The following is a 26,181-nucleotide window of genomic DNA, read 5'->3' on the forward strand; positions in this document are numbered from 1 at the left end:
GTGAATCTATATGAAAAAGGAATGGAGCGTACCTGCTTTGGAGGTTCTTGACATCAAAATGACCATGGCTGGTCCTGGTAGTGCAATTCCGGATGGAGTGCAACCGGATCCGGATGAAATGGTTCACACCAGCTAACATATAAAGCCATCATGTTCTGATAAAAAGAGCCCCTATACGCCTGATCGGGTATAAGGGCTATCTTTTTTTATTCGCATATTAATCATTGGAGTGAGGACCATGCTTCAAACATTTAAGCCAACCGCATATAAAGCCTTCGGGTTTTCCATTCATAGTGACATTCCCCTGCCTGAGTTACAGCCTGTCGTCCTCCCGGATGCTATCGCCGATATTGCCATCCGTTATGCTGATCTAACCGAAAGATGGCTTGGAAGATCTGATAAATCGAATAAAACATGGGTATGCACTGAAGATATGGTCATGTTCAGAGTGCCTGAACTCGCTGTTTTTGCAATAGAGGACGGGACGACCATCTCTGTTTCTCCAGAGAAGGGCGCCGCGGAGGATAAAATCCGGCTGTACGTGCTTGGATCTTGTATGGGTGCCCTTTTACTGCAGCGTAAAATACTCCCCCTCCACGGCAGCGCGGTAGTGATTGACCATAAAGCCTATGCCTTCATCGGTCATTCCGGGCACGGGAAGTCGACGCTGGCTTCTGCCTTTTTGCAGAAAGGATACCAATTATTAACGGATGACATTGTCGCCGTGACGCTGGACCAACAAAATATTCCTTACGCAACGCCAGCTTATCCTCAACAAAAGCTTTGGCAGGAAAGCCTTGAAGTCTTCGGTATGGATTCCAGGCATTTTCGGCCTTTGTTCGAGCGTGAAACCAAGTACGCCGTCCCAATCACATCCCAATTCTCCAATAATCCCCTGCCGCTGGCTGGCATTTTTGAGATCATCAAGACGGATTGCTGTCAACTACATATACGTGAGATTGATAAATTAGAGAAGCTGCCGCTGTTGCATCGTCATACCTATCGAAACCAACTTCTATCCGGCAGCGGATTAACGAAGTGGCATTTTGACATCACAGCGCGCATGTCCGGGAGTATGGCTATGTACCAGATTCAGCGTCCATTAAACGAACATACCGTGCAAGAGCTAACGGCCATGGTTTTAGATGCCATCCGTCAATAAAGATGGACCTCATGAGTCGTTTCTTGAATCATATCCTTCATCCTCAAACACCCTCGATTACATATGTCCCCTCTATTAAGAATCCCCAAACGACAGGTTTGGGGATCATTTCACTATTCCACAGCTCAACTTCGACAAGTCAAAGCCTCGTGTGCGTTACAACCTTTCGCTACGTGCTCATGATGGCAAGTATTCTGGGAGAATCAAAATATGAGGCATCGGCTTCAACTGAAGTGGAAAGCGAAGTTGTGCTTATTCCGGTAGGTGTATGTATCATGCACGATTTAAACATCCACCGGCAGGCTTTCTATAGCTGTAAAAAATACGTCCAGCAGCTCTTTATCAAACATTTGTTTTACGTAATCCGAGATTCGAGCTAGGTCTTCCTCGCCGTTATATTCCAGGCATGCACGCCCTTCACACCATAATACCTTGCAATGAAATTGTTGCTTCACATGCTCAATAATATAGTCTTGTTCAACACATTCACGGATCATTACTGCCAACGTCTCACACCCTCTCATCTTTTTATGTTCTCGCATCCTCCTTATTATTCAAATTTCAAATATGTTTTTCGGTGATATTTGTCATACATACTGGATATCAGCAACGGGCAAGTGGTGTATTCATATTGTTATGGAGGAAAAAGGGGATATCCAAAAGATCTTAGATCTGTTGGATACCCCCTGTGTTGCTAGAATTAAACCCGTTTAAATTCAATCCAGTCGATCTGCAAGCCGGGCTTGACGAAATCCAGCTTCATTTCATAATAACCCGCTTCCAGCTACACTTTGACAAGCTTCTGCCTGATCCATCTGCCGTCGGTACCATTCGTTTGAATCGTGGTCACCGGTTGATCGTTCAGTGTGACGTTGCATGCGCTCTGGGCCAGTTCCGATTCCGGAGACATAATGCGCACAATGATCCGGTACTCGCCGGATTCTTCGACCTTCACATACGTCGATCCCGCTTCAGCCGGTTTTACTTGTGTGCTCTCCGATAAGGTTTGTGCTTGCTCCGGCGCGAGAGAAGTGGCGGATTTAAAAGCACCTACGGCTTCCTCGATCACCTGTTTTCTTGAAAATACCGGCGCATGCATCAGGAACCGGCAGATGTTCATGGCGCTGCGCTGCAGCTCTCCACGAGTCAGCGTACCATTGTCCAAGGATGCCAAGGTATTGTCTTCCCATGCGTTGATTTCCGCACCGTAGTTCATAACCACCATATACAGATCATTTTGGGCGCGGACCATCCAGTTGGTGTTTTTGCGATCGGCTGGGCCTCCGTTCACCACATCGTTCATAATGGCCCACCAGTCGGTCATCACGATACCCTGGAATCCCCACTCGTCGCGTAGGATGGTGGTATTCAAATCATAATTGGATGCTGCCCAGTGTCCATTGATCGGATTATACGAGGTCATGATGGCGTTCGCCCCGCCTTGTTTCACCGCGATTTCAAAGCCTTTCAGGTAAATCTCCCGAAGGGCGCGTTCGGACACAACAGCGTCGACTTTACTGCGATGCTTCTCCTGGTTGTTGCAGGCAAAGTGCTTCAGGGTGGCATTGGAGCCGCCCCTCATGATCCCGCGCGTGCATGCCGCGGCAAATACCCCCGAGATCAGCGGATCTTCCGAGAAATATTCAAAATTGCGTCCATTCAGCGGGCTGCGGCGAATGTTCAGACCCGGTCCAAGTAAAGTATCAATGTTGTAGCTGAGTAGCTCCCGGCCTTCCATGACATAGAGCTCTTCGACCAGCTCGGCGTTCCAGGTGGCCGCAAGCAGGGTTCCAATTGCCACCTGCGTTGCTTGCTGGCCGCTGTCCATCCGTATTCCGGACGGCCCATCCGCCGTACAAGCCACCGGAATTCCGTAGTCGAGCAAGCTGTCGCTCACGCCGCCAAAAGCCGATGCCGTGCCCGCCGTAACCAGCGGACTGCTCATGCCTTCTCCTCTGACGATCACTGCCAAGTCATGATCGCTGAGTTGAGCGATAAAAGCTTCCATGCTGACTTTCCCCTCATAAACGTCCCTTAAGGTATAACCTCGATTGCCCGTTTGTTCCAAGGTAAGCGGCAGGTTTTGATGAATGCGTTCCTCCATGTTCGTCTTGCGCTGCGGCACCTCTGCATATGTCAGTTCGTATGAGCCGTCTTCCTTGCGAATGCCTGGCTTCATTCGGGTGAAGCCTTCCGTTGGCGCCATAGCTTCCTGCAGCTGCTCCACAACTTGCAGCGTTTCGACAACATAGCCTTCTTGGCCATCCAAACCGATGGGCTCCACATTCTTCACGCTGGTTCCCACATACAAACGGTAGGTTCCGGCCTCCAAGACATAAGCGGAAGCTTGTCCCGTCACACCAGCATCATCGTAGGAAGCCATGGTGTGGAGAGGGAAACTGATCGTGAGCGGCTGCGAATCGCCGGGCGCAAGCACCTGCGTCTTTCCAAATGCCGCCAACACTTTGGCAGGCTTGCCCAAGACGCCTTGCGGCGCTTCGTAATAAACCTGCACCACCTCTTTACCTGTATAGGTGGTCCCGATATTTTTTACGTTTACGTCGATTTCAACGTATTGCGCTCCCTCTCTAACCACCAGCTTGCCTTCCTGCGGCTCGATTTGGAACTGCGTATACGACAACCCAAAGCCGAATTCATACTGCACGGAAGCGGGTCGAAACGTTTCGAAAAAACGGTAACCCACATAAATATCCTCTTGATAAACATTCTTTAGCTCGTTGCCGTAATTGCGGGTCGATGGATAATCCTCGATCGAATAAGCAATCGTATCGGTTAGTTTGCCGCTAGGCGTCACCTCGCCCACCAATACGTCTGCAATGGCGTTACCGCCTTCCATGCCACCTTGCCAAGCGTACATGACAGAAGAAATCGGGTGCACATAACCTTCATCGAGCATCCAGCTCATATCGATAATGTTGGATACATTCAGCACCACAATGGTTTGCTCGAAGTGCGTGGTCACCTGCTGCAGCATCGCTTTTTCTTCGGACGTTAACTGGTAACTGCCCGGCTCATTAGCATTATCCTGATCTTCACCCGCTGTTCGCCCGATAACAACAATCGCCTTGTCGGATGCCTGTCTTGCTGCGGATACCAGCTCATCGGTCAAAGCCATTTCCTTCTGATGCCACGGTTCAGCAGCCCAGCCGCCTCCGCCATTATCGAAAGGGTTTTGTTCAATCCACTGTTCATAGGCAGCTGCCAATTCTTCGTTGACGGTGATGTTCTTCTTATCCCGAAGACCGCCGAGCAGGTTCGTTGTATGGGAAACATGAACGCTTCCGCCCGAACCCGTACCGCTGCGGTAATAATTAATTTGCGTTCTGCCGAAAACGGAAACGGTTTCGTTTGGTTTCAGGGGCAGAACCTGTCCATCATTCTTTAACAGTACGGCACCTTCGGCAGCGACCTTTCGGCTGAACTCGGCAAAGCCTTCCAAAGGAGCTCCCATTCTCTGTGTATTCAATCTTTTCCCTCCTGTTTGTTTTCTCCAAAGATCCAATCAATATGAAGAAAGGTATGTAAATGCCCAGCTGATTCCAATATTAGGTGTAAGGCATCTTCTACTATCATAGTAACAAATTCTGTATAGGAGTATATAAAAAAAGTCTTCTGGAGATTTTGCTTGTTAAGACGACCTACGAATAGCCCATCCTAAGCCAGCACATAATAAACTTCATAACCGAAAAAAAGTAAACAAGGAGGTGCTTTCCATTGAGTACGAACCAACCGGACAAGAACCTGATCAACACGGTGGAACAACTGGCAGAAACACCTGTAAACAGCCAAGAGGCCCAGCAACAGCAACAAGCCCGCAACGATCGCCGGAAACAAGCGCTGCATAACAGCGATGACAAATACAAGGAAAATGAATCCAAGAACTATCATTAGGAGCGTCGGTGACAAACCTTACTGATCTCCCTTCCCAATGAGAAAACGTAAAAAAGCGACCCGTAGCGGTCGCTTTTCTTATGGTATACATGCTACCTTTTTATTGTTTAAGTGTCACGATTTTATTACATTTGTTATGATGGCATAGAGGTGAGTTCGATGAAAATTCGAGAGAAATGTACCTGTCCATTAGAGATTGCTCATGACATTATAAAAGGCAAATGGAAAACCATGATCATATATCAATTGAACAATGGGAACACGTCCTTAGCCCAACTGGAGCGAGATATTGATCAGATCACCCAAAAGATGTTGCTACAGCATTTAAGAGAACTTATATCCTGCGGGATCGTTGATAAAATCAAAACGGAAGGGTATCCGTTACACGTAGAATACTATCTTACGGAACGCGGGAGGAAGCTGTTAGAGGCGGTACTGATTATGCAAGAGATCGGCATTGAATATATGGTGGAACGGGGTCAAACCGAGCTTCTCGACCGCAAAGGCATCAGTTATAAGTTATGAAATCATGATCACCATACCCACAAAAAAGTGGGTAATTCACCGTTCACGGGTCCGAAATTATAATACTTGTAGAAACCGATTTTACTACGAGTAAAGGAGCCATGAACCATGAATACTGCGTTACTATTAGTAGACATTCAGAATGATTACTTTCCAGGAGGTAGAAATGAATTATTCCATCCCGATCAAGCGTTAACCCATGCTCAAGAAGCATTGTCGCTATTCCGGGAGAAGAATTTGCCTATTGTCCACGTTCAGTGTATTCTTCTGGAGGATAACGCTACATTTTTCCTCCCCGAAACCGAAGGGATCAACATTCATGAAGGCATAAAACCCCAATCCGACGAACAAGTCATCGTTAAGCACACGCCAGACAGCTTTTTTCAAACGGAACTGCAAGAATATCTCGAATCCATTAAAGTCACGCGCTTGGTCATTGGCGGCATGATGAGCCACATCTGTATCGATTCGACCGTGAGAACGGCAAGTCGCCTGGGCTATGAAGTCCTATTGCTCAGTGATGCGTGCACCACCCGAGATTTAGTATGGAATGATACGGTAATTCCTGCAAAAACCGTCCATGATACATTTATGGCATCGTTACAAGATACCTTTGCTCAAGTAGTCGACACGAGCAGACTTTACGACTTGATCTGACTTTCATTACATAAACTAAAACAACAGACGCTTAAGGGCCTGCCTCATATTAAAAAAGTACCCATGTCCGAACACTTTAAAAGGTGCGGGCTATGGGTACCTTTTTGTAATATACATTCCTTAAAGCTGATCTAATACCCTCGCGAATACTCCGGGCTTTCTTTAAGATGGACGATATCATGACCGGTTGGATTCTGGAAGGCACGAAGCCCGAAGGTTGGCGCAACCGCAAAGATATGATCAAAGATATCCGCTTGAATCGATTCATACACTCCCCAGTTGGTGTCATTGCTGAAAGCGTAGATTTCCAATGGAAGTCCATTATCTCCCGGCGCTAATTGTCTGACAATCAGCGTCATATCCTTATGGATTTTCGGATGGTTCCGCAGATATTGATGGATGTATTCCCTGAATACGCCCACATTCGTAAGCTGTCTGCCGTTCACTTTGCTTTCCGTATTAATCTCGTGTTCGATGTTGTAGGCGTTAATTTCATTTACTCTTGTCGTGACGTAATCGGTAAGGTAGTGAATCTTCTGAAATTCCTCAATCATTTCCCTGGTGCAAAAGCAGATGCTGCTCGTATCGACATAGAAGCTTCGCTTAATTCTTCTGCCTCCGGATACTTGCATGCCTCTCCAATTCTTGAACGAGTCCGAGATGAGGGCGTAGCTTGGAATCATGGTAATCGTTTTATCGAAATTCATTACTTTTACCGTATTCAATGTAATATCGATGACGTCACCGTCCGCATGATATTTCGGCATTTCAATCCAGTCGCCAACGCGCACCATATCATTCGATGATAATTGAACGCCTGCCACCAGGCCCAATATGGAGTCCTTGAAAACCAACATCAGAACAGCCGATAAAGCACCAAGCCCGCTGAGAATGATCAAAGGATTCTGCCCGATGAGGTTGGAGATGACCACGATGCCGCCGATGATGAAGAGAACGATTTTCACCACCTGAATGTATCCCTTAATCGGTCTGATCTTGGAAACCTCAAACGAACGATAAATGTCATCAAAAGCATTAAGCAGCGCATTCAACACCGTGATCGTTACGATAATCATGTACGTTGCTGCAGCTTTTTCAATCAAAACTTGATAAGCCGGAAAGATGGACGCCGAAAAATAAATAATGATTGCCGGCACGAGATGCGACAGCTTGTGGAACACTTTTTTCTCTACGATGATATTGTCCCACGTATACCGATTGTTGTTGACGATATGAATAATCGTCTTCAGCACGATTTTTTTGGCTATGAAATTAGCCAGCACGGAGATCACCGCGATAAATACAACCATGATCATATTCGAGAGATATCCAATGGTTTGTTCGCTCATGCCATATCCGTCTAGTTGATTTTTGATAAAGTCCATTGTTTCCTCCTGACGCAGTTTAAGATTAGCCTATTATTATAGAGGAGATTCTAGTACTACGCAAAGTTTAAGATAAGACATCGCTGGGTCGATTTGGAAGATGCTTGGTAAGTCTGTAAGGAAAACGAAAAAGAACACCGATTCGGTGCTCTTTTTGTCTGATTCGATCCGATCTATTTCGTTTCCTTTCCGTTACGGCTGATCAGCCCCCGCAGGAGCTTCATGACAGACTGAATTTCAGTATCGGTTAACAAATAATACGTGTTCACTGTCCAGGTCTCTCTGTTTTTCAAATGAAAAATCAGCACAGGAAATTTCGGAAGCAGCCACTCCCGAATGGAAGGGCCGCTGTAGCTGATGCTTGTAATCTCCGTCCAGGCTACGGTCCGCGTACCATCTGAAATGGAATTTTGATCGTAAGTGATGAGCTGCGTGTCTGATTTCAGTGCCTTTGGCAAGCTGACAACCAAATATCCTCCAAAAAACGGAATCCCTATTATGGCTGATGTGATACAAAAGAACTTACGAATAAAGGAAGTATCCATAAAAAAAGCCGCATACAGCAGAAACAGGCAGGTCAGCACAAACAGTAAACTGCCAAGTGCTTTGCCCCATGCCACGGATTTCCGATAAGATATCGCGTTCATGAATTAACGCCTTTCTGAAATTATTTGAATAGTCCGCGAATCCAGCGAACTCTATTTTTGACCACTTTAGCTGCGCCATCACCAATAAAGGCTCCAATCGTACAACGGCGCGATGAATGTACCAAGAAACCGTCTCGTTTTGGTTTATGGTTGGATGGTACCTCCATTTTATCAAAGAGCGGTTTCTTTATGTTTGACTAAATGAAAAAAGGGGCCGTGTCTCCGTCATTTACAATGACATTTGGGACAGCCCCTTTAGTATGTATGATGGCGAAGCGTGGCTGCTCGAAACCACAATTCGCCGGATCGCGTTAGTCAGGATGTCCTCTATAAACTTACGGAGAGAGTATCCGTTTTTGACCGGTGAGCTCCTGAATCGGTTTAATGTTTTGAGTGAATTCCAGCGTGCCTAAATAGTTCCCTTCTTCATCCCTTACGGCAAAATAGCGAATGTAGACAAACTTATCTTTAACCGGGATCCAGAAATCTTCTGCATCTTTGACACCTGCTTTGAAATCAGCTAGGAGTTGATTGACGACGTGAACGCTTTGCGGAGGATGGCAGTTCTGAACACTTCGGCCGATCACCGCTTTAGTACGAACGAAGATTCGTTCTTTGCCCTGGGAAAAATATCGAACGATATCATGTTCATCGATAAAGGTTAGGTCGACCGGTAAATGATTTAAAATGGATTCCATCTGTTTGACCGATAAAATGCCTGTACTCATTCGGATATATCCCTCTTGCAGCGGAGAAGACGCCAATCCCTGATCTGCGCCAGGCTCAGCTGCTCTTTCAGGATTCCATTGTTGATCAGGCGCAATTAAGCAATAACCGACCTCTTCGCTTTGGGCAGCAATTTGAAGCCATTCATCCTCCGTCAACTTTTCCAGAGCCATAGGTAATAAGATATGTTCCTCTTTATAGATCATTTCTGTAACTTCGTTTAAGACGCGTCTGGCCAGATCCACTACGATCTCGGCATGCCCATTCGGATACCGTCATCTACTGCCCACATCACCTTGGTCGGTCCATAAATTCTGTATTTCTCAAGAAAAGGAAACAGCAAATTTTCTTTGCGGCTGTAGTGTTTGTCTACATCATAGAGAAGACTGAAATCCTCCAGCAATTTGAGGCGATTTGCCTCTCCTTGATCCTTAAGAAACTGATCCAGATGCAGTGCGATTTTGAAGTTTGCCAGTCGATCGATTTCTTGGTTCTCCATCTTAAAGGTAAACACAGGATGTCCAGGCTGCTCTTCAGGCTTATGGGCTCTGTGAATGTCTTGGATGGAACCTTTAAATACCGCAGCATGCACACTGCACAGTCGCTGTACTTCGGTTACCGGGATTCCTTCCTCCTCCATCAGCACTTGCTCCAGCTCCGATATTTCATCAACCGATATTTCGCCAACAGCTTGGTTGAATTTTGACTTTACTTCCTCCACGCTTTTTCCATGGTGAAGCTCTTTAATGATTTCCTTGAGCAAATGTAGCCGGGCAGTTCGATGAGCAGAAATTCCTTCCTCACGGTTATTAATTAATTCACTCATGTTCATCACCTCTGTTTTGATTCATTATATAAAGATAAAGTTCAATTCTGTTTACTTCTCTAAACTAGCATTCTCATGCACCGTGACTTGTGATTAAAAGCACATAGGGAATGAAGATTCATTGAACATAGAAAAGGTGATACGTCATCTTCGAAAAATCTTTATCCGCTTGACGGAATGGCCGCACGACTGAACGAAGCCCGCTCAGCCATATATACGTAACAACCCTTGTTTCCGAATTGCTACGGGGACCGTAAACAAAAAGCGACCGGTTACGGTCGCTTCATTATTGTATGTATAGAAGGGGGTCGAACCCCTATAGTGAAAAATCCGTAACACTCTTTTACCAAGGCTCCACCAACCCGAACACAGGCGGCTATTCGTACTTCTGAATCAGCAATACACTTTTGAATTTCTTCGTCTGAATCAACAAGGAAACCTACAAACGAGCTTTAAGGAGATGCAAAAAAGCAGTCCGCCTCAAACACACTACAAAAATACGGAGCCGCCCCAAGTTATACCGGAGCGGCTAGCCCGCGTCTCTTCACACAATCGCCCCTTGGGCGTACAGCATCTCCCTGAGCTGCGATGCATCGACTTCCGCCGCGGTGATTCCCATCTTGCAGGCCAGGGCCGCCGCCGTGCCCGCCGCTTCTCCCGTAGCCATGCAGCTTGGCGTCAAGCGCGTGGTCGCCAGTGCTTCATGCGTGGTGGAAATGCAGCGCCCTGCCGCGAGCAGATTTACTGGTCCTCGGGCCACCAGGCAGCGGTATGGAATACTGTAGGAACCGTCATTCTCGATGGTAGCCTCCATGATCCCTTTGCCTGACGGATCATGCAAGTCAACCGGATAACCGCTCCTCGCAATGCCGTCTTCAAAATGTCGTCCCGTCACCACGTCCTCCATCGTTAACCGATACAGACCGTCGATTCGGCGCGACTCCCTAATTCCGATCTGGGGGGCAACCGAGGAAATGGAGGCCTCGGCAAATCCAGGCACCCGCGATTTCAAAAATTCCGCCATCATCAGCACCTGTTTGCGCCCTTCCTCCTCCGCCAAAGTCAGTTCCTCGACGTCGGTCGCGCTTAAGCCTTGTACCCGCGTACAGTTAATCAGCACCTCATCCTTCTCCGGCCCGATAAACAGCAGAACCTGATCGCGGTTGATCGGGACCTCGGCAGCCTTCCACTCCTTATAAAAGCCGGAAACCCCCGTGAGCGGAATACGCTCATTCTCTAGTTCGGCAAACGGCGTCTTGTGATAAAAATTGTCGGGATCAGCAAGCATCGCCTTCCGAATCGCCTCCACGTCAACACCCCGCATCCGGAATTTCATCGTCATCGGCTGCGACAGCCCGTCGCTTTCGCGCCCCTGAAGCGTCGGTGCTCCCGCCAGATAAGCGACGTCCGCATCCCCGGACGCATCGACGAACATCTTCCCGTCAACCTTGATTCGCCCCGATTTTCCAGTAAGGGTCACGGACTGGATGTATTCGCCTTCACGTCCGACTTCGTCAACGAAGCTGTGCGAGACGAGCTTCACCCCCGCTTCGCGCAGCATATCGACGGCAAGCACCTTATATATCTCTGGATGGTACGGCGTCAGCGTATTCACGAAACCGACGGTATCGCGAAGATGGCCGGGCGAGCCCCCTCGCTCCATCAGGCGCTCCACAATTTCCTGTGCAATACCGCCGATGACCCGTTCCCCTTGCTGTGTATGAAACGTCATCCAAGGATAAACTCCGGCAGCCGTAGACATCCCGCCGACAAACCCGTACCGTTCAATCAAGATGACGCTTGCCCCCTGCCTGCCGGCGGCAATGGCGGCGGCAATGCCCGCCGGCCCCGCACCTATAACTACCACGTCCGCCTCCATGATCCGTGTCCTGCTGTCCATCTCTTTTTACTCCTCCTTTTAAGCGTTATTTACGCTATTCCTTGAGACCCGTCATGGATACCCCTTCGACAAACTGCTTCTGCGCAAAGAAAAACACAATGAGCAGTGGTAATGTCGCCATAACCGAAGCGCTCATCAGCAGATGCCACGATGTCCCCGACTCGTCGGTAAACAGCGATAATCCCAGCGGCAAAGTCATCAGCTTACGGTCATTAATAAAGATCAGCGGATCAAAAAAATCGTTCCAGCTCGTCAAAAACGTGAAAATGATCAGCGTGGCAATTGCAGGTTTTGCTAACGGCATCATGATTGTGGAATAAATCCGCAGCCTCGAGCAGCCGTCAATCATCGCCGCCTCCTCCAGCTCCTTCGGAATCCCCAGAAAAAATTGCCGCATCACAAACACCCCGAACACACCGCCTGCGCCGAATATAGGCAAAATAATCAGCGGTAAATGCGTATTGATCCAACCCAGCTCACGCATAAACAGAAACATCGGAATGGCAATGACCTCATTCGGAATCATCATCGTGCTCAGCAGCAGCAGAAACACCAGGCTTCTCCCCCAAAAAGGAATTCGTGCGAAGGAATACCCCGCCATGGAAGAGAATAGCACAGTGCCCACGGTAACCAGAAGGGCGATATAGACGCTGTTGCCATAAAATAGATGGAACGGGATCGTCTCCAGCACTTCCGCATAATTCGCCCATCGTATCGGCGACGGAATCAGCTGCGGCGGAAAAACAAACACATCAGCCGGCTGTTTGAGCGAAGTCGAGACCATCCACACGAACGGGGTCATCATGACCACCGAAACGGCAAGCAGCAGCAGATAATGGAACAGGTTCCCGCCTGCCGGGTTACCCCTTTTAGCAAATAGACTAGCTTTCATTCAGAACCCACCTTTTTCTCATCTGCCATTGTGCCAGCGTAAGCAGCAGGGTGATGACAAACAGCACATAAGCCAGCGCAGAAGCATATCCGAACTCGAACAGCTTAAAGGCTCGTTCCCAAATGTTGTAGACGAGCACCTTCGTGCTTCCAGAAGGCCCCCCTTGTGTCATCACGTAAATTTGTCCGAACACCTTCAACGAACCGATAATGGTCATCATCAGGGTTAAAAAAATCGTCGGCGTGATCATGGGTACGGTAATTCGGAAAAAAATCCGCATTCTCCCCGCGCCATCGATTCTGGCCGCCTCGTAGAGCTGCGCCGGAACCTGCTGCAGCGCCGCAATGAACAAAACCATATTCAAACCGACATTTTTCAGAAGACTGGTCACGATAACAACGGGCATGGCAAGCCGGGTATCGTACAGCCAGGCCGGTCCGGTAATGCCGATCATGCGCAGCAGCTGGTTAATGAACCCGGAGTCCGTGGCAAACATATACTTCCAGACAATCGACCAGACCACCAGCGAGGTCATGACCGGAATAAAGATCAATGTCCGGAAAAAGCCGGCTCCGCGGATATTTTTTGATAACGGGATTGCAAGCAGCAATGCCAAAGTAATGTTCAGCGGAACAAGTCCGACGGCAAAATAAAGCGTATTGCCCAGCACGCGCCAAAATTCCGCGTCCCCCGCAATCGTTCGGTAATTCTCAAATCCGATGAGCTTGGCCTCACCCAGCAGCGGCCAATCAGTAAAACTCATATAAAGCGCCATAATGAGCGGGACAAGCAGCAGCAGAATGAACCCCAGCACCATCGGCAGCACAAACAGCCAGCCCGCCAAATGGTCTCCGCGGTTTAAAGGCCTGGTCTTCCTTGCCTTCCTTCGAAATGAACGGCCGGGCCCTTCAGATTTTATCGTTTCAAGTGTGGTCATGTCGCTTTCCTCCTTGTGGGGCACCTCTACAGACGATCGATGGCATTCCGTAAAGCGGCAACCTCCTTGCGGATGCCTTCCGCTTCATTGCCCGTGACCACCGCTCCGACCAACAGCACCTTAACGCCGCTGTCGGCCAAGGCCGGGATATCCTCCGGCCCGATTTTACGCTGTGTTGGCACAATGACCGGCAAACCGCCGTGTGCCGCAAGCCAGCGGTAATGAAGCAGATCGGCAAGGGTAAGCCTGGTACCATATTCATGGCCGGGAACGATGGAAGCCTCAAGCGCGCTGATGCCGAAGGTCCGGCCTCCTTGCACGATGTCCCGGTCGAACTCGCTATCGATCGCAAACGTTCTTGCCAATCCCGGGGCCTGCAGCAGAAAAGCAGGATGATGAAAGGCATAAATCGAGTAGAAATCGACGCCAAGTTCAGGGAGCCGGATAATTTCCTCCGCGTTTACCTCTTCCACCGAGCCTCCGGGCACAATTCCAAGGGGGCCGCTAAAGCGGGAGCGAATGTCCTTGAAAATGTCGGCATAGCTGCCCAGCGTGCCGAAGCGATTGCCGCTGGCCCGGTGCCCTACGTTGATATGAACTTTCAAACCGTCGGCGCCCGAAGCCAAGGCTGCCTCTGCAAGCTTGATGTCATTGGCCGGGAGGCTGACGAACAGCTGCAGCCCCGGCGCTTCGTTTAATGCTTTATCCAAACGATTCATGCCCGTTCCTCCTAATGTAGCTTCCACTATTTGCTCAGCAGAGCATCCACCTTGCTTTTTACCTCGTCCTGAATTTGCTGCGGTTCACCCCGCCCGGCAAATAACTCGTCAAAGCCTGTCAAAATCTCCGTGTCAATGTTTTGCCAGCGGATATGTCCCGGCTGCACAACTGCTTTAGGCATTTCATCGATGACCGCCTGCTTGATGTGCCCGGCATCCGGATTGCCCTCCACGCTCAGGAACTCATCCGAGTTCAACACCGATTGGCGCGGCGGCACGAAGAAGGCCGACGTTTTTTGGACACCCTCTTTGCCGGCAAGGAATTTCAACAGTTCCTTGGCTTCCTCCGGATGTTTTCCCTCTTTAAATAGCACGTAACCCGCCTGACCCATCATTGGAACGCTGCCTTTCGAGCCCGATGGCATTGGCGCAATGCTCCATTTGAAATTTTGGATTTCCCTGGCTTTGGATACAAAGCTATAGTTGTCGAAAATCATGCCGATTTGCCCGGATTCAAAATTAACCTGCTCTCCCGCCTTCGGGTGCGAGCCTTCTGTAAACATCATGCGCTTCAGCATGTCCAAAGTTTCAACCCCGTATTGATCATTCCAAGTGTATTCCGTCATCTCTGGATTAAATGGTCCGCTCCCGTTTGACCAAGAATACGAAGCAAGAATAATCCAAGTCTTCCAGTCACGGAAAAAGTTAGCTCCGTAAACGTTCGGTGAAGAAGCGCTCGTCTTGATCGTTTTTGCGGCTTCTTCGAACTTTTCCCACGTCCATTCTCCTTTTTCCGCAAGCTCATTTGGCGTACTTAAGCCCGCTTTCTTGAACAAATCTTCGTTGTAGAACACCACGCTGGGCGGAGTGGAAAACGGCAGTCCGTATAGCTTGTCGTCCTGGCGAAACAGTTCAAGCGTCGAAGGTATAATGTCATCGATGTCAAAAGCTTCATCCTGAACAATATCCGTGACATCGGCCAGAATGTCGTTGGCCATAAATTGTGGTACCATCCGCTCTGATACCCAGGCAATGTCGGGCAGCTCCTGGCCTGCCGCCAGCACAGACATTTTTTGCTGATAGTCCGCAAACGGGATCGTGTCAATTTGCACCTCAATATTCGGATGCTCCTGCGTGAAAGCGTCGGTCAGCCCTTTGTACAGCTCAAGCTGCGCCGGGTTTCCCCAGGTCGCAAATTTGAGCAGCACCTTCTCGCCACTGGCTTCACCTGGCGTATTATTCGGCTGTTCTTTTCCGGCGCAGCCAATGAGCCCCACACCAAGTGTTAATGCCAACAAACCGGTCAACCATTTTTTCATATACCGCTTCCCCCTCTGTATTGTTCAAGTTAAGGTTGTGATGAGGTTAATTATATTTACATATGGTCATATAAAAAATCACTAAACGTTCAGAAAAGGTACGATTTTTTTAGTTTTTTTCTGTTCTTGTCCACAAAAAAAGAACTACATAACATAATTTGTTATGTAGTGTTACACACCGTATTGCTCCCGGTAGGTTCCCGGCGTTATTCCGATATGCTGTTTAAATACCAGCATAAAATGCTTAGGACTTTGATATCCTGATAAACGGGCGATGTCGTAAACCTTCAGGTTCGTCGTCTCAAGCAGCTTGCAGGCTCGCCGGATGCGCGTTTCGGCGATATAATCGGACAAATTGCCGCCCCCTTCCTGCTTAAAGAGCTGGCTTAGATAGGAGGGATTTAAATGCACCATTTCCGCTAACGTCTGCAGACGCAAATCACCGTCGGGGTTTTCAGCGATATACGCCTTCAGCTTCCGGATCATCCTGCGCCCCTCGTTGGATAGCGGCCCCCCGTCCGCCTCGCTATGCGACTCAGCCCCATCCGCATATCGATTTGACGAATTCAAGGTTAGCCGAATCTTGTCCAAAGCAACCGTAAAATCCTTACGGTCTATGGGCTTCAGCAGGTAATCGGCGATCCCGAACTGCAGCGCTTTTTTAGCATATACAAAATCTCCATAGCCGCTGATAATAACAATCGGCATCCCATGGCCCGCGGTCCGCAGCTTTTCGACCATCTGAAGTCCGTCCATCTCCCGCATACGAATATCCGTAATGAGCACATCCACCACATTGCGTTCCAGATAAGTCAGCGCTTCCTTGCCGTGAGCGGCTTCGTATACGACCTCAAAATCAGGAGCCACACGGCCGATCAGATCGCGGATGCCTTTACGGATAATGTCCTCATCCTCCACCAACATGAGCTTGATCATTGATGACCTCCTACTTTTCTTGTTTCGCGAACGGCAGCGTCACGGTAAAGGCCGCACCTTGTCCCAAGCTTCCATCGATTTCGAAGTCACAGTCCCCGCCGTAAATCAACCGCAAACGCTGTTTAATATTTTTTAGCGCCACTCCATGACCGCGTAATGGCATCGCCGGCGTATTTGCTGCCACATCATCCCCGGCCTCTTCCAATGAAGCTTGCAAAGCCGCCAATTCATCCTCCGACAAGCCCCGCCCGTCATCCCGAATGGTCAACAGCACCTCATCCTCAAAACGCGCCACCGTAACGTATACCGTTCCCCCTTGCTCGCGGTCTCCAATCCCGTGCATAATCGCATTCTCAATGAGCGGCTGGAGCAGCAGCTTCGGGACCAAACAATCTTCCAACCCTTCTTCGATATCGAACATAGCCTGCAGCCTGGAACCATGGCGCATTTTTTGGATGCGAATATAGGACTCCGCCGTCTCAAGCTCCTCGCCAAGCCGTATGAGGCTTCGGTCCTGCTCCACTGCGCTGCGGATCAGTCGTCCCAAAGCCGTGGCCATTTCTGAGACGTCCTCATTATTGCGCTGCCGGGCAAGCATGCTGATCGACTCCAATGTATTATATATAAAATGGGGTTGGATCTGGCTTTGCAGTGCGGCTAGCTCCGCCTCTCTTTCCCTCATGCCGAGCACGTACACTTCATGGACGAGGCGGTCGATTTCCTCTACCATCCGGTTGAAGCCGGAACCGAGCCGACCGATTTCATCCTCAGTTACCGGCACGCTCTGTTTGAAATCGCCGAGCTCCACAAGTCGCATTTTTCGTACCAGCGTCCCGAGAGGCTTGGTCAGCCGATAAGAGAAGAAGATGGCTAAGGCCCCGGCCATAACGAGACATACCAGGCCGGCTAGGAGGGTAAAGTTGCGAAGTTCCTTGGTCTCCACAAGCAGGGTAGCCACCGGAATATAGCTGACGATATGGATATCAGAATATCGGGAATAGTTGGAGACTACCAAATACTTGCTGCCCTCCATATGCAGAATCTGGCTGGCCGTCTCCGAATGCCCTGAAAGCTCGAGGATCCGGTCCGAAAGCAGCTTGGACGCCTCCTCCGTATCCCCATCTGCGGTCGCCGTGTAGAAAAGCTCTTCCCGGCTATTTTGCACGACGATGCCGCCGTTCTCTTCCAGCCTGACATTTTCGACAAGCTGTTTGAACAAGGTCTGCTTCAAATCGATTTTGACTAATCCGAGCGTCCGGTTGGTATTGGGCTCACGGATCAGCCTGGCTACGGAAAAATAGCTTTGATTGCCGTCCAGATAGTAAGAAGGCCGATGCGGCGGAAGCAGCACCCAGGCCCCTCTCGCTTCCACCACGCCAGGGTACCAGGGCTGTCGCTCCACGTCCGTATAGGCAGCGATCGCACTAGGAGCCAGGCTCGAGAAGGTGTAACCGCTTCCGGCAAAAATCTGGATACTGTCAATCTCTGGCCTGTCGAAGGTCATGCTGGCGATATAAAGCTGCATTTTGGAGCGTTCTTCCACCGTAGGCTGCTGATGCAGACTATCCTCCTCCCTGTACTTGCGCAAGATGGACAATACCCCCGAATCATATAAAGGCATCAAGCTCAATCTCTGCATCTCCATCAGGGTCCTGTCCAAATTCCGGTTGATCTGGTCCACCAATTGAGCAGTATAATCGGAGGTTCTTCGTTCAACGGAGTTGGAAAAATCCACGTAAGTAGCCACGCCCTGCAGACTGAGCGGAATCGAAATGAGCAGCAGGAAGATCAGCAAAATTTTAGCACGAAGACTCCAGGACTTAAGCGGTTTGAACCTGAAAGACACGCTGGCCACCCCCTTCCGCCCGTCCCGTTTATTTTCACTTCATTGTACAGGAACATGGTGGGGATGACTACGGGATACGAATACAGTCAGCATGGAAATTAGACCGGACACCGAGAAAATTATAATTAAGAAGTCTTAAAAAGGAAAAATAAAAGCGACCGAATCACGGTCGCTCCACTTTTTAACCGAAGACTGTTCTACTCCAACTCCATATAAAAGAGATTCGTCGTATTATCTTTTGTAATCGTATGCGCCCCTGGAGCAAGTGACACACTAACAATACCATTCGTCATTGGATAACTCGTTCCATCAATCTTGATCTTGGTTCCGTCTGCCGAATTAAACACTAATGTTAATGTAGCGGTTTCCGTAGAGGTAAAGGTAATACGGGTTGAACTCTCGATTTTCAAACATTGGGTTAGCGTTAAGCCGTTATACACCACTGTTCCCTTGGTTGTGGAGAGATTCCCTACAATATTAAAGAAATCGTTTTCCGCTCCGGACGTTGTGAAGTTGTGAACTTGTTCTCCGGTGGACGGCTCTGGTTCTGGTTCTGGTTCCGGCTCCGCCCCGGTTGAATTCCCGCCTACGGATACAAGCCCGCTGGTGTAGCTGCTTATTTTAGCCATAAGAGCTGTATTGAGGGCATAGGATGTGTCGTCAACGGCATCATTGAATTCCCAGGTGAAGTCCCCGTTATTCAGGCGTCCGGCTTGTGCGGTAACGATCTGTTCCACATCGCTCACGTTATCAATGTCGACGCGGTTTACTCCCGTATCGACGGTTGTATCGAAGTTATTATAAGCCGTTCCTCCCACGAATGCTTTGTATGAGCTTGGTACGGTTTCACTTCTTGACGAAGCCAAGAATGCATCGAATGAGGTTGCATTTGCCGGAGTTGTTCCGGTATCGGAATTCGCATAAATTAGACTGTCCGCATCTACGATCCTATTGTTATAGGCCTTAATCACGCCTCCGTCTTCGCCCGAAAATGTCCCTGCCCCTAGAGCATCCGTACCTTGCAAGGAGCTCAACATCGGGTATTTGGCATGTCTAAAGTAATTGGATTCCACAAAGGCCGAAGCTCCCGTTGTCACACCGACCCCATATTTTGAGACTCCGTCATAGAAGTTATTATAGATGTGAACCGATGCCAATCGGATGCGTGGATGCCGCGAGTCCGAGTGATCAAACCAGTTATGGTGGAAGGAGACAAAGAATTCCTCCGATTCACTCAAACCGACCAAAGCCGCTTTTCCCGAATCCCAGTAGTGATTGTAGGAGATGGTAATATAGGTCGATCCTTTTTTCAGATCCGTTGAACCATCACCCTTGGCCTGGTCGGCATCTCCTCCTGCGGTTCCATAAAAAAGATCGTTATTATGCACCCACACGTTGACGTTTCCTGTATCCATGGAAATCCCGTCGTCAGGGAACAACATGAGTCCCAGGTTTCTTACTTCCACATTCCCGACATATCTAAGGAGCAATCCCCATCCATAAGCATAAGCGTCGTCTCCGATCCCTTCGATCGTCATATTCATTTCCGAATATTCGTTTTTGCCTTTTACTTGAAGGTAGCCGCTGCTATTCAGTTGTCCGATCATGTCGTCATCTGTAACTTTTCCAATAAATCGAATGGCAAGAGGGGTTGTATCATATCCTTTTTGTCTTAGCGTCAAAATCTCGCCGATCCCCACGCCCGTTTGAATTCCGCCTGAGCTATTGATTTTCACATCAAGGGTGACGGTTCGTGCCGTTTCGGAGGTCACATAAATAACTTGTGCACCATCCTTAAGTGTTCCGTCATCATTGTAGGCACCCGAGCCTGTCTGGTATGGCGAGTCTGAGGAAAAAGCAAACCCCGATCGATCATGCGGCGCTACGGACAGGTTATTCGAAACGGCACTTACCGCCGAACCGTCACTCAGCCTGGCTTCAACCCTCATTACATAATTTCCTGCAGCTAAGCCTACGGCGTCCGCTCTCCAATAGGAAGGGTATTGTCGAATCAGCTCATTATCAATTTGTTGATAGCTGGAATCCGGGGCGCCTGCTTGTTTAACATATACATTGTATCCCTCCGCATTACTTAGGGGTGACCATTCTATATACACGCCGTTTCATTCCAACCCCCACCACCGATGATCGAAAGACCGGCAGCATGGACCGTACTCTTATTCACCCATCCTCCCGCTATGAGAGATAGCGCCAGAGAAAACAACAACACCATGCCGGTCACCTTTGCAACGCTGTTCTTCATTTCATCTCCTCCTTTTTTTGTTCACTTGCACTTTTGTAATCGTTTTCAATAAATTGGAACTTTCTTATCATCCCCCTCGCTTATGGACCATGTCTGTCAAAACAATGTCATTGTTTAAAATCAACAAATTTTGAAATTCCACCCACAGCTTATCAGCTGCTAAAGAAGTTCCGAAACAATCATTTTCTCACACCCGGTGCATTTCACGATAATCTGAGTTAATGATTATTCGTCAGGGAAATGACACCTACTCTTGGACAACATCCTTGTTGGCATCGCTGCGAACGGCTGAAATCTGCAGATACAAGGCGCAGATTGGGCTATATTTCAGCCTTCTCCGGACGCAAACGGAAAAAGCGACCGGTTAAGGTCGCTTTGGAGAGAGCTTCTAAAGCTCTCTATGGGCAGGCTGCATCGCATAGATTTTATGGAGGCGAACCGTGTAGTTTGGCAGGATGTAAGGCATGCTGCATTAAAGCTTACCCGTTATGTAACGGCGTAAGCTTTTTGTATTACTCTGTTATTCAGTTCGGCAGCGATTAGCAGCGTACAGATTCCCTCATTATGATACCGCCATCCAGTATTGTTAAAGTCCATCGATTTGCGTTATTTGAGGACACTAGTTCCGCTATTTCCTTATTTTCACCGATTTCGCAGCAATATGCGGACAAGAGATCCGCTATTGCGGGATTTATCGCGGATTAATCCGTGTTTATGGTACAATAGCGGATCCTATGTCCGCGTGAACTCCATAATGGGCCGATTTCCGTAAAATAACGGATCCTCTGTCCTCATGATCTTCTTAATGGGCGAATTTTAGCATATAGCAGGGCCTCTTCTGCCCACATAAGCACGGGAAAGGGCCGTTTCCTGTAAATAACGGATCCTATGTCCTCACGACCTTCTTAATCAACTGGTGAACAAGCTGCGCGTCGAGCGGGCCGAAGAGATGCCCCGCCGCAATCCCGATGTGAAGCTGGCGGATTTGTCCTATCAACTGGGCTTCTCGGACAGCAAATATTTTTCCAAGGTATTCAAGAAAATTACGGGAAGGCCGCCAAGCCAAAGCGTCGAGTCCGAAATGTAGAAAGTGTCACCTCGATCTATGGACCTATGGAGCACCCCTTTTTACTTAAACCGGACACCGTGATCACCTGAGCACAAACGATGGGTAAAGAAACATTTATTCCATTCAACATAAATAGGCAAACGAACCTTCAACCGACGGGTTCATTTGCCTTTTCAAAAATGAAGAAAACCCGCTGTTGTGAGCGGGTTCTGTGTATGGAGGCGAACCACGGCTGTGTAAAACCACAATACACCGCCGAGTATTCCATTCGTTACCTTTCATATTTGTCTATCCAATTCGATTGTTGAAGCAATGTAGACGATACGGACCAAGTAGTAGATTTTCAAAAAAGAAGAGCTCTAAAGCTCTCTATGGGCTGGCTGCATCATCCCTTGAGTGGGGTGATCCTCTGGGTAGTCGTAATATTGCGACTGAACAGACGCATGTATTGGTGCTTCCATTGGCGGCACTGACGGCTGCTGATAGGGTTCATCCACATACATGATCTTACGCTGAATTTGCATGAGCCCATTCACGATACGCAGCGCGACCCAGAACAGGATAAGGCCAACGCCTACGTACAGCAGATATTGCTGATTATAAGTCCAATCGATATGAAAATAACTAAATACGCTATTCTCCAAAATATCAAGCTGCAGTTCATTCATCAAAATGATATGGACGACGGGAAGAGCAATTAATCCGAGTCCCAGTGAAATCGCCGTCACCATAATAACAAAGAATACGATGCCAGTAACAAATCTTAGTAATACGAGGAGCAGATTTCGAATAAATAACCCTCCGTCAAAACCTCTCACCATTCGTTTCAACCAGTTCTGCCCAGATTCAGACTGTTGATTGTAGGTATACGAAGCAGAAGGAGCAGGTAAACCTAAAATTTGTCTAATCATGCTTTGTTCAAAATTGACAATCCCATTCAACAGCTTGGCTACTCCAAAAAACAGCGGTATTCCGATAAATATTGGAGTCAAACCGATGGATAGTGTTAGTCCCGTTATCGCTACTGTAAAATAAATAATCCCTAACGGGAGAGATAGCAAGAAATAGAGGATCGTTGCATAGGTTTTTGGATTAAAAAGCACCCAATTCACCTTGCCTGCCCGCGCCATTCCAGTCGCTTCTGTTGCCTTCATATTCAAACACCCCTTATAGCTTCATAAGTCACGCTCCGAGTTATAAGTCCATTATATCCGCCTTATTTGGCTGACATAACCGTCTTAGGGGGTATCTGAACCTAGACTTTAGACTAGGGACTGACCTGGCTCTGATGAACTTATTGAAGTAAAGTCAACGCAATGAGCCTCCATGTATTTCCTTTTATTATTCCATAATCTGTGTTTTATTAAATATAGAATGAAGCTATCCTATTCACGTTTACTACCTAACTGAAGGAGATCTCTACATGAAACAGCCATTAAGTATCATCCCAGACCAATGGAAAAGAACTGGGATTGTCACGATCGGCGGCCTACTTATAGGAGCAGGATTTGCCGATTGCTTGATTGCCATGAATTCAATCGATTTAAATCAAATCGCTAGAGGGTTAACGATCTTTAGTGCAGGTCTGACCATCTTAGTCGTCATGGATAACTCTAAAACACAAAAGGAGACCGAGAAACTCCAAAAAGAAACACAACTTCGAATGGAAAAAATAGAAGATAAGCTGAACGCCCTTCATCAATCCCAACAAATAACGAATTCACAGTTTCTTGAAATCAAAGAGCTGATGCACCAATCCAATTCGGAGATCTAATACACAATACTTTGTTTCGGTACAACTTGAGTCAAAGAACGCGCCTGAGCAGGCTTTAAAAAGCACCATCAGTATTATCAAAGGCCCTCCAGGCACGGGGAAAACCCAGACCAGACGATCTTAAAACATTCTTGCGAAAGTTTTTTGCCAATCTACCACCTGATGTGTGGAGGGAATTTAGAGTAAAGATATCTTATGGGGAGCTGTATGAAACCTTCAGTAAGAGAAGCCGCCATTTCCAGCCCTTGGACTTGTCGATCCTCTCCTCATTGTGTTTAGGACTAAAATATACAGTTAGCGTACAAAAAACAACACATGGTACGCTTATACGTATAATTGAAATCTCAAAGAGAGGAAGCGGATTATTGCCCCCATCTTTTTATCATGTGTTATGAATGTAACATCGAAGCCATAAGGTCTTACTTATCCATTTAAGTTTAACTTTTCTTATTTCTTTTTAGGGCTGATGGCTACAATTGTCTACTCAAATATTTAGGATAACGCGTTGCTTTGATCGACTTCCAAAATATCGAGCAGGAACATAAAGATCGGAATCCCGATAATAAGCCCCCAAATCCCCATGAAGTGCTGAGAGAAAATAAGAACAATAAAGGTGTAGAACATCGGCAGCTTCGTTTTGTGAGCATACAGCTTCGGATTTAAGAAGTATGTCTCTACTGCATGGATAAGTAAAATCATGACAATCGCCCAAATGACAGTTGAGATACCGCCAATCTGGTAACCGATAATACTGATCGGAATGAAGGAAATCACAACACCGACAACCGGCACAAGGCTTAGTAAAAATACCATAATCGTTAGAGCGAACAAGTAAGGGTAGCCCATAATCCACAACCCGATAGTCGTTAAAATCGTATTGACTAAGGCAATCATCAGTTGAACCTCGATCACTTTACCGAAGGAAGAGGTGAATTTTTGGCCAAAATATTTAAACTCATTGTAAGCCCAGCTTATCTTGCTTTTGCTCAACTTATCTGTAAAGTCATTTACTGTTTTCTTCTGGATTAAGTAGAAGTAACTCAATACAATAACAAAAATGATAACCTCGGCCCATTTGCCTATCTTCAGAATATAATTTAATGCCTGGCTTCCGTATTGCTCTAATTCCAGCTTACCGAGCGCGGAGGAGACAAGCTCAGCGATTTCATCCGACTGAGGTGTATTCACGAATCTGATAATGGAAAAATATAAATCGGAAATTTGACTAATGAGCTTCGGAACATAATTGACAATTCCGTATACAAGCCCAAATATTAAAACCGCATACAATATCGTATTCACGACAATAGGCGATATAGGAAACAGCTTCGATATTTTCTTCGTAATAAAGTGCTCTAGGCGTCCCATGACGAAGGTAACAAGAAACAGCAATAACAGCAGATTGAGCATACCTCTTAAGCTGTACAGCAATAAAATAACAAGTAAGAGGAACAGAATCCTTCTTACTACATTGTTAGAAAAAAACTCCCGCAAAAAATTCATTCGCTTCCCTCATTTAATTATATTTAGTTACCTAAAGATTCACGGATGTGCCTGGAGAGTCACAATACGAAAGACGTGACTTCCGACCGCTGTTGACGGCATAACATGACTTCAGTTCAACTTAGACAGTTCAATTATATATGAAATGGTTACCATTCGAAAATTCTCCTCGACAGCTTAATAACGAATAAGTAAAACACACACACTTTTTACCGCTGTAATAAGCAAAAAGCGACCATATTGGTCGCTTCAGATTGTCGATAAACCCTGTACTTTTTCAAAGGCACAGGGTTTATCGCATTTGAGTTCATTCAAAAAATAGAATTTAAGGAGGAGATTACCCCCGTTTTTCCAGGCGATCCAGGTGGATCGCCTGGAGAACCCCCTCTTTTTCGGGTTTCAAGTACAATATCAGTAAACTTTGCGCTCATTATTATAATAAATATTTTGAGTCTCTGTATCTTTAACAATCGTATTTACAATATCATTAGGATACCGATTCAAAAAAAAGTGTTCTCCTTTAAATTCATGAAATTTCACATTCCCTTCAACAACTTCGCTCCATTTATGAATTTCTTTGATATGAGTCGAAAAATCATTATCCGCATAAAAAACGCTTATTCCACAACTTATTTTTTCTGCTTTGGGCTGAAACTTATAATTGTCCAAAATTATAAAATCTGCTCGCAAAATCGGAAGAAACATATCCATAATCTCTTGGGTATAAAACTCCTCTGGTATTCCCCCATATTGTTCTACCTTTTGCAAGAAAATTTCATTCGTCATATTTTCAATGTCTTCTCTCTCTTCAAAAATATGTGGTGCATTTCGCCCAGAAAAAAACAGATGCCTTGGTTCCTTAGCTCCCATTTGCTTAAGTTTATAATATATCTCATAAGTCAATAAGGCTCCCATACTGTGTCCAAATATAACATATTCATCGTCATATTCTAGTTGTTCAATGATTCTTTTGGCGATATCTTCACTTGCTTCACCAACAGACTGGTAGCAAGGCTCTCTGAATCGAGTTCCTCTCCCAGCCAATTCACTCATAAACAATTCATATCTATCCGGCAGTAGTTTTTTCCATTCATAATACACATTTACCGATGCTCCAGCATATGGAATGGGAAATACTTTTATTTTGTTTATTTCACTCACTCCTAATAATATCTATACTTTA

Annotated in this window: 20 protein-coding genes and 3 pseudogenes; 7 read left to right on the top strand and 16 right to left on the bottom strand. The window is 47.2% G+C overall.

What is annotated here, in order from left to right; genetic code table 11:
- The first annotated feature begins 10 nt into the window (after nt 1–10).
- Both ACPV3A_RS09375 and ACPV3A_RS09380 read left to right on the top strand, forming a co-directional pair.
- A complete protein-coding gene (locus tag ACPV3A_RS09375) occupies nt 11–136 on the top strand; it encodes a paeninodin family lasso peptide (protein ID WP_106426994.1) in 126 nt (41 codons plus the stop codon).
- Nucleotides 137–238: 102 nt separating this feature from the next.
- The gene (locus tag ACPV3A_RS09380; RefSeq protein WP_426199183.1) at nt 239–1,162 is read left to right on the top strand and encodes an aldolase; all 924 of its coding nucleotides are present in this window, start codon (nt 239–241) and stop codon (nt 1,160–1,162) included.
- Between the two features lie 284 nt (nt 1,163–1,446).
- On the opposite strand, the gene ACPV3A_RS09385 is transcribed toward ACPV3A_RS09380, so the two are convergent.
- Together ACPV3A_RS09385 and ACPV3A_RS09390 are read right to left on the bottom strand one after the other, a co-directional pair.
- Nucleotides 1,447–1,659, bottom strand: a complete 213-nt coding sequence (locus ACPV3A_RS09385) for a hypothetical protein (RefSeq protein ID WP_100540236.1) — start codon at nt 1,657–1,659, stop codon at nt 1,447–1,449.
- Nucleotides 1,660–1,862: 203 nt separating this feature from the next.
- A pseudogene (locus ACPV3A_RS09390) lies at nt 1,863–4,634 on the bottom strand (glycoside hydrolase family 3 C-terminal domain-containing protein).
- A 263-nt stretch (nt 4,635–4,897) separates the two neighbouring features.
- Here ACPV3A_RS09390 and ACPV3A_RS09395 point away from each other — a divergent pair.
- The 3 genes from ACPV3A_RS09395 (at nt 4,898) to ACPV3A_RS09405 (ending at nt 6,256) form a co-directional block, all read left to right on the top strand.
- On the top strand, nt 4,898–5,074 hold the full coding sequence (locus ACPV3A_RS09395; protein WP_181469815.1) for a hypothetical protein: 177 nt from the start codon (nt 4,898–4,900) through the stop codon (nt 5,072–5,074).
- A gap of 159 nt (nt 5,075–5,233) precedes the next feature.
- Entirely contained in the window at nt 5,234–5,599 is a 366-nt protein-coding gene (locus ACPV3A_RS09400) for a winged helix-turn-helix transcriptional regulator (RefSeq protein WP_426199185.1), read from the top strand.
- A gap of 108 nt (nt 5,600–5,707) precedes the next feature.
- Nucleotides 5,708–6,256 (top strand): cysteine hydrolase family protein, encoded by a 549-nt coding sequence (locus ACPV3A_RS09405; RefSeq protein ID WP_220686898.1) that lies wholly within the window; start codon nt 5,708–5,710, stop codon nt 6,254–6,256.
- 131 nt (nt 6,257–6,387) lie between these two features.
- Here the strand turns inward: ACPV3A_RS09405 and ACPV3A_RS09410 are convergent, their stop codons facing one another.
- The 11 genes and pseudogenes from ACPV3A_RS09410 to ACPV3A_RS09460 all read right to left on the bottom strand — a co-directional run bounded on the left by ACPV3A_RS09410 (nt 6,388) and on the right by ACPV3A_RS09460 (nt 20,652).
- A complete protein-coding gene (locus tag ACPV3A_RS09410) occupies nt 6,388–7,641 on the bottom strand; it encodes a mechanosensitive ion channel family protein (RefSeq protein WP_339295336.1) in 1,254 nt (417 codons plus the stop codon).
- 173 nt (nt 7,642–7,814) lie between these two features.
- Nucleotides 7,815–8,288 carry a DUF5381 family protein gene (locus tag ACPV3A_RS09415; RefSeq protein ID WP_426199188.1) on the bottom strand — a complete coding sequence of 158 codons (474 nt, stop codon included), beginning with the start codon at nt 8,286–8,288 and terminating at the stop codon, nt 7,815–7,817.
- A 335-nt stretch (nt 8,289–8,623) separates the two neighbouring features.
- Nucleotides 8,624–9,840, bottom strand: a pseudogene (locus tag ACPV3A_RS09420) (DUF438 domain-containing protein).
- 544 nt (nt 9,841–10,384) lie between these two features.
- Nucleotides 10,385–11,740 (bottom strand): FAD-dependent oxidoreductase, encoded by a 1,356-nt coding sequence (locus ACPV3A_RS09425; protein ID WP_426199190.1) that lies wholly within the window; start codon nt 11,738–11,740, stop codon nt 10,385–10,387.
- Between the two features lie 34 nt (nt 11,741–11,774).
- Entirely contained in the window at nt 11,775–12,632 is an 858-nt protein-coding gene (locus ACPV3A_RS09430; RefSeq protein WP_071219263.1) for a carbohydrate ABC transporter permease, read from the bottom strand.
- Nucleotides 12,622–13,569, bottom strand: coding sequence for a carbohydrate ABC transporter permease (locus ACPV3A_RS09435; RefSeq protein ID WP_194540482.1), 948 nt, complete (start codon nt 13,567–13,569; stop codon nt 12,622–12,624). Before ACPV3A_RS09435 ends, ACPV3A_RS09430 begins: the two co-directional genes overlap by 11 nt.
- A 26-nt stretch (nt 13,570–13,595) precedes the next feature.
- Nucleotides 13,596–14,288 (bottom strand): hypothetical protein, encoded by a 693-nt coding sequence (locus ACPV3A_RS09440; protein ID WP_194540481.1) that lies wholly within the window; start codon nt 14,286–14,288, stop codon nt 13,596–13,598.
- Nucleotides 14,289–14,314: 26 nt separating this feature from the next.
- Complete coding sequence (locus ACPV3A_RS09445; RefSeq protein WP_426199193.1) at nt 14,315–15,607, bottom strand: ABC transporter substrate-binding protein; 1,293 nt, start codon at nt 15,605–15,607, stop codon at nt 14,315–14,317.
- A 171-nt stretch (nt 15,608–15,778) separates the two neighbouring features.
- A complete protein-coding gene (locus ACPV3A_RS09450) occupies nt 15,779–16,543 on the bottom strand; it encodes a response regulator transcription factor (protein WP_426199196.1) in 765 nt (254 codons plus the stop codon).
- Nucleotides 16,544–16,553: 10 nt separating this feature from the next.
- The gene (locus ACPV3A_RS09455) at nt 16,554–18,389 is read right to left on the bottom strand and encodes a cache domain-containing sensor histidine kinase (RefSeq protein ID WP_426199198.1); all 1,836 of its coding nucleotides are present in this window, start codon (nt 18,387–18,389) and stop codon (nt 16,554–16,556) included.
- 197 nt (nt 18,390–18,586) lie between these two features.
- Nucleotides 18,587–20,652 (bottom strand): annotated as a pseudogene (locus ACPV3A_RS09460) (pectate lyase).
- A 916-nt stretch (nt 20,653–21,568) separates the two neighbouring features.
- Between ACPV3A_RS09460 and ACPV3A_RS09465 the strand changes: the two are divergent.
- A complete protein-coding gene (locus ACPV3A_RS09465; RefSeq protein WP_426199200.1) occupies nt 21,569–21,739 on the top strand; it encodes a helix-turn-helix domain-containing protein in 171 nt (56 codons plus the stop codon).
- Nucleotides 21,740–22,080: 341 nt separating this feature from the next.
- Here ACPV3A_RS09465 and ACPV3A_RS09470 read toward each other — a convergent pair whose 3' ends face one another.
- Nucleotides 22,081–22,875, bottom strand: a complete 795-nt coding sequence (locus tag ACPV3A_RS09470) for a sensor domain-containing protein (protein WP_426199202.1) — start codon at nt 22,873–22,875, stop codon at nt 22,081–22,083.
- A gap of 269 nt (nt 22,876–23,144) precedes the next feature.
- On the opposite strand from ACPV3A_RS09470, the gene ACPV3A_RS09475 reads away from it, so the two are divergent.
- The gene (locus ACPV3A_RS09475) at nt 23,145–23,495 is read left to right on the top strand and encodes a hypothetical protein (RefSeq protein ID WP_339221050.1); all 351 of its coding nucleotides are present in this window, start codon (nt 23,145–23,147) and stop codon (nt 23,493–23,495) included.
- A 492-nt stretch (nt 23,496–23,987) separates the two neighbouring features.
- Here ACPV3A_RS09475 and ACPV3A_RS09480 read toward each other — a convergent pair whose 3' ends face one another.
- Together ACPV3A_RS09480 and ACPV3A_RS09485 are read right to left on the bottom strand one after the other, a co-directional pair.
- The gene (locus ACPV3A_RS09480; protein ID WP_194540474.1) at nt 23,988–24,998 is read right to left on the bottom strand and encodes an AI-2E family transporter; all 1,011 of its coding nucleotides are present in this window, start codon (nt 24,996–24,998) and stop codon (nt 23,988–23,990) included.
- 411 nt (nt 24,999–25,409) lie between these two features.
- The gene (locus ACPV3A_RS09485; RefSeq protein ID WP_426199205.1) at nt 25,410–26,159 is read right to left on the bottom strand and encodes a thioesterase II family protein; all 750 of its coding nucleotides are present in this window, start codon (nt 26,157–26,159) and stop codon (nt 25,410–25,412) included.
- Nucleotides 26,160–26,181: the final 22 nt, after the last annotated feature.

Source organism: Paenibacillus sp. Dod16, assembly GCF_049893405.1.
Taxonomy (GTDB): domain Bacteria; phylum Bacillota; class Bacilli; order Paenibacillales; family Paenibacillaceae; genus Paenibacillus_AQ.

What these genes read in the sequence shown, in the direction of transcription:
- ACPV3A_RS09410 (WP_339295336.1), bottom strand. Translation starts at nt 7,641, where the DNA reads ATGGACTTTATCAAAAATCAACTAGACGGATATGGCATGAGCGAACAA.
- ACPV3A_RS09435 (WP_194540482.1), bottom strand. Translation starts at nt 13,569, where the DNA reads ATGACCACACTTGAAACGATAAAATCTGAAGGGCCCGGCCGTTCATTT.
- ACPV3A_RS09480 (WP_194540474.1), bottom strand. Translation starts at nt 24,998, where the DNA reads ATGAATTTTTTGCGGGAGTTTTTTTCTAACAATGTAGTAAGAAGGATT.
- ACPV3A_RS09470 (WP_426199202.1), bottom strand. Translation starts at nt 22,875, where the DNA reads ATGAAGGCAACAGAAGCGACTGGAATGGCGCGGGCAGGCAAGGTGAAT.
- ACPV3A_RS09445 (WP_426199193.1), bottom strand. Translation starts at nt 15,607, where the DNA reads ATGAAAAAATGGTTGACCGGTTTGTTGGCATTAACACTTGGTGTGGGG.
- ACPV3A_RS09375 (WP_106426994.1), top strand. Translation starts at nt 11, where the DNA reads ATGAAAAAGGAATGGAGCGTACCTGCTTTGGAGGTTCTTGACATCAAA.
- ACPV3A_RS09405 (WP_220686898.1), top strand. Translation starts at nt 5,708, where the DNA reads ATGAATACTGCGTTACTATTAGTAGACATTCAGAATGATTACTTTCCA.
- ACPV3A_RS09415 (WP_426199188.1), bottom strand. Translation starts at nt 8,288, where the DNA reads ATGAACGCGATATCTTATCGGAAATCCGTGGCATGGGGCAAAGCACTT.
- ACPV3A_RS09430 (WP_071219263.1), bottom strand. Translation starts at nt 12,632, where the DNA reads ATGAAAGCTAGTCTATTTGCTAAAAGGGGTAACCCGGCAGGCGGGAAC.
- ACPV3A_RS09440 (WP_194540481.1), bottom strand. Translation starts at nt 14,288, where the DNA reads ATGAATCGTTTGGATAAAGCATTAAACGAAGCGCCGGGGCTGCAGCTG.
- ACPV3A_RS09385 (WP_100540236.1), bottom strand. Translation starts at nt 1,659, where the DNA reads ATGATCCGTGAATGTGTTGAACAAGACTATATTATTGAGCATGTGAAG.
- ACPV3A_RS09450 (WP_426199196.1), bottom strand. Translation starts at nt 16,543, where the DNA reads ATGATCAAGCTCATGTTGGTGGAGGATGAGGACATTATCCGTAAAGGC.
- ACPV3A_RS09400 (WP_426199185.1), top strand. Translation starts at nt 5,234, where the DNA reads ATGAAAATTCGAGAGAAATGTACCTGTCCATTAGAGATTGCTCATGAC.
- ACPV3A_RS09425 (WP_426199190.1), bottom strand. Translation starts at nt 11,740, where the DNA reads ATGGACAGCAGGACACGGATCATGGAGGCGGACGTGGTAGTTATAGGT.
- ACPV3A_RS09475 (WP_339221050.1), top strand. Translation starts at nt 23,145, where the DNA reads ATGAAACAGCCATTAAGTATCATCCCAGACCAATGGAAAAGAACTGGG.
- ACPV3A_RS09380 (WP_426199183.1), top strand. Translation starts at nt 239, where the DNA reads ATGCTTCAAACATTTAAGCCAACCGCATATAAAGCCTTCGGGTTTTCC.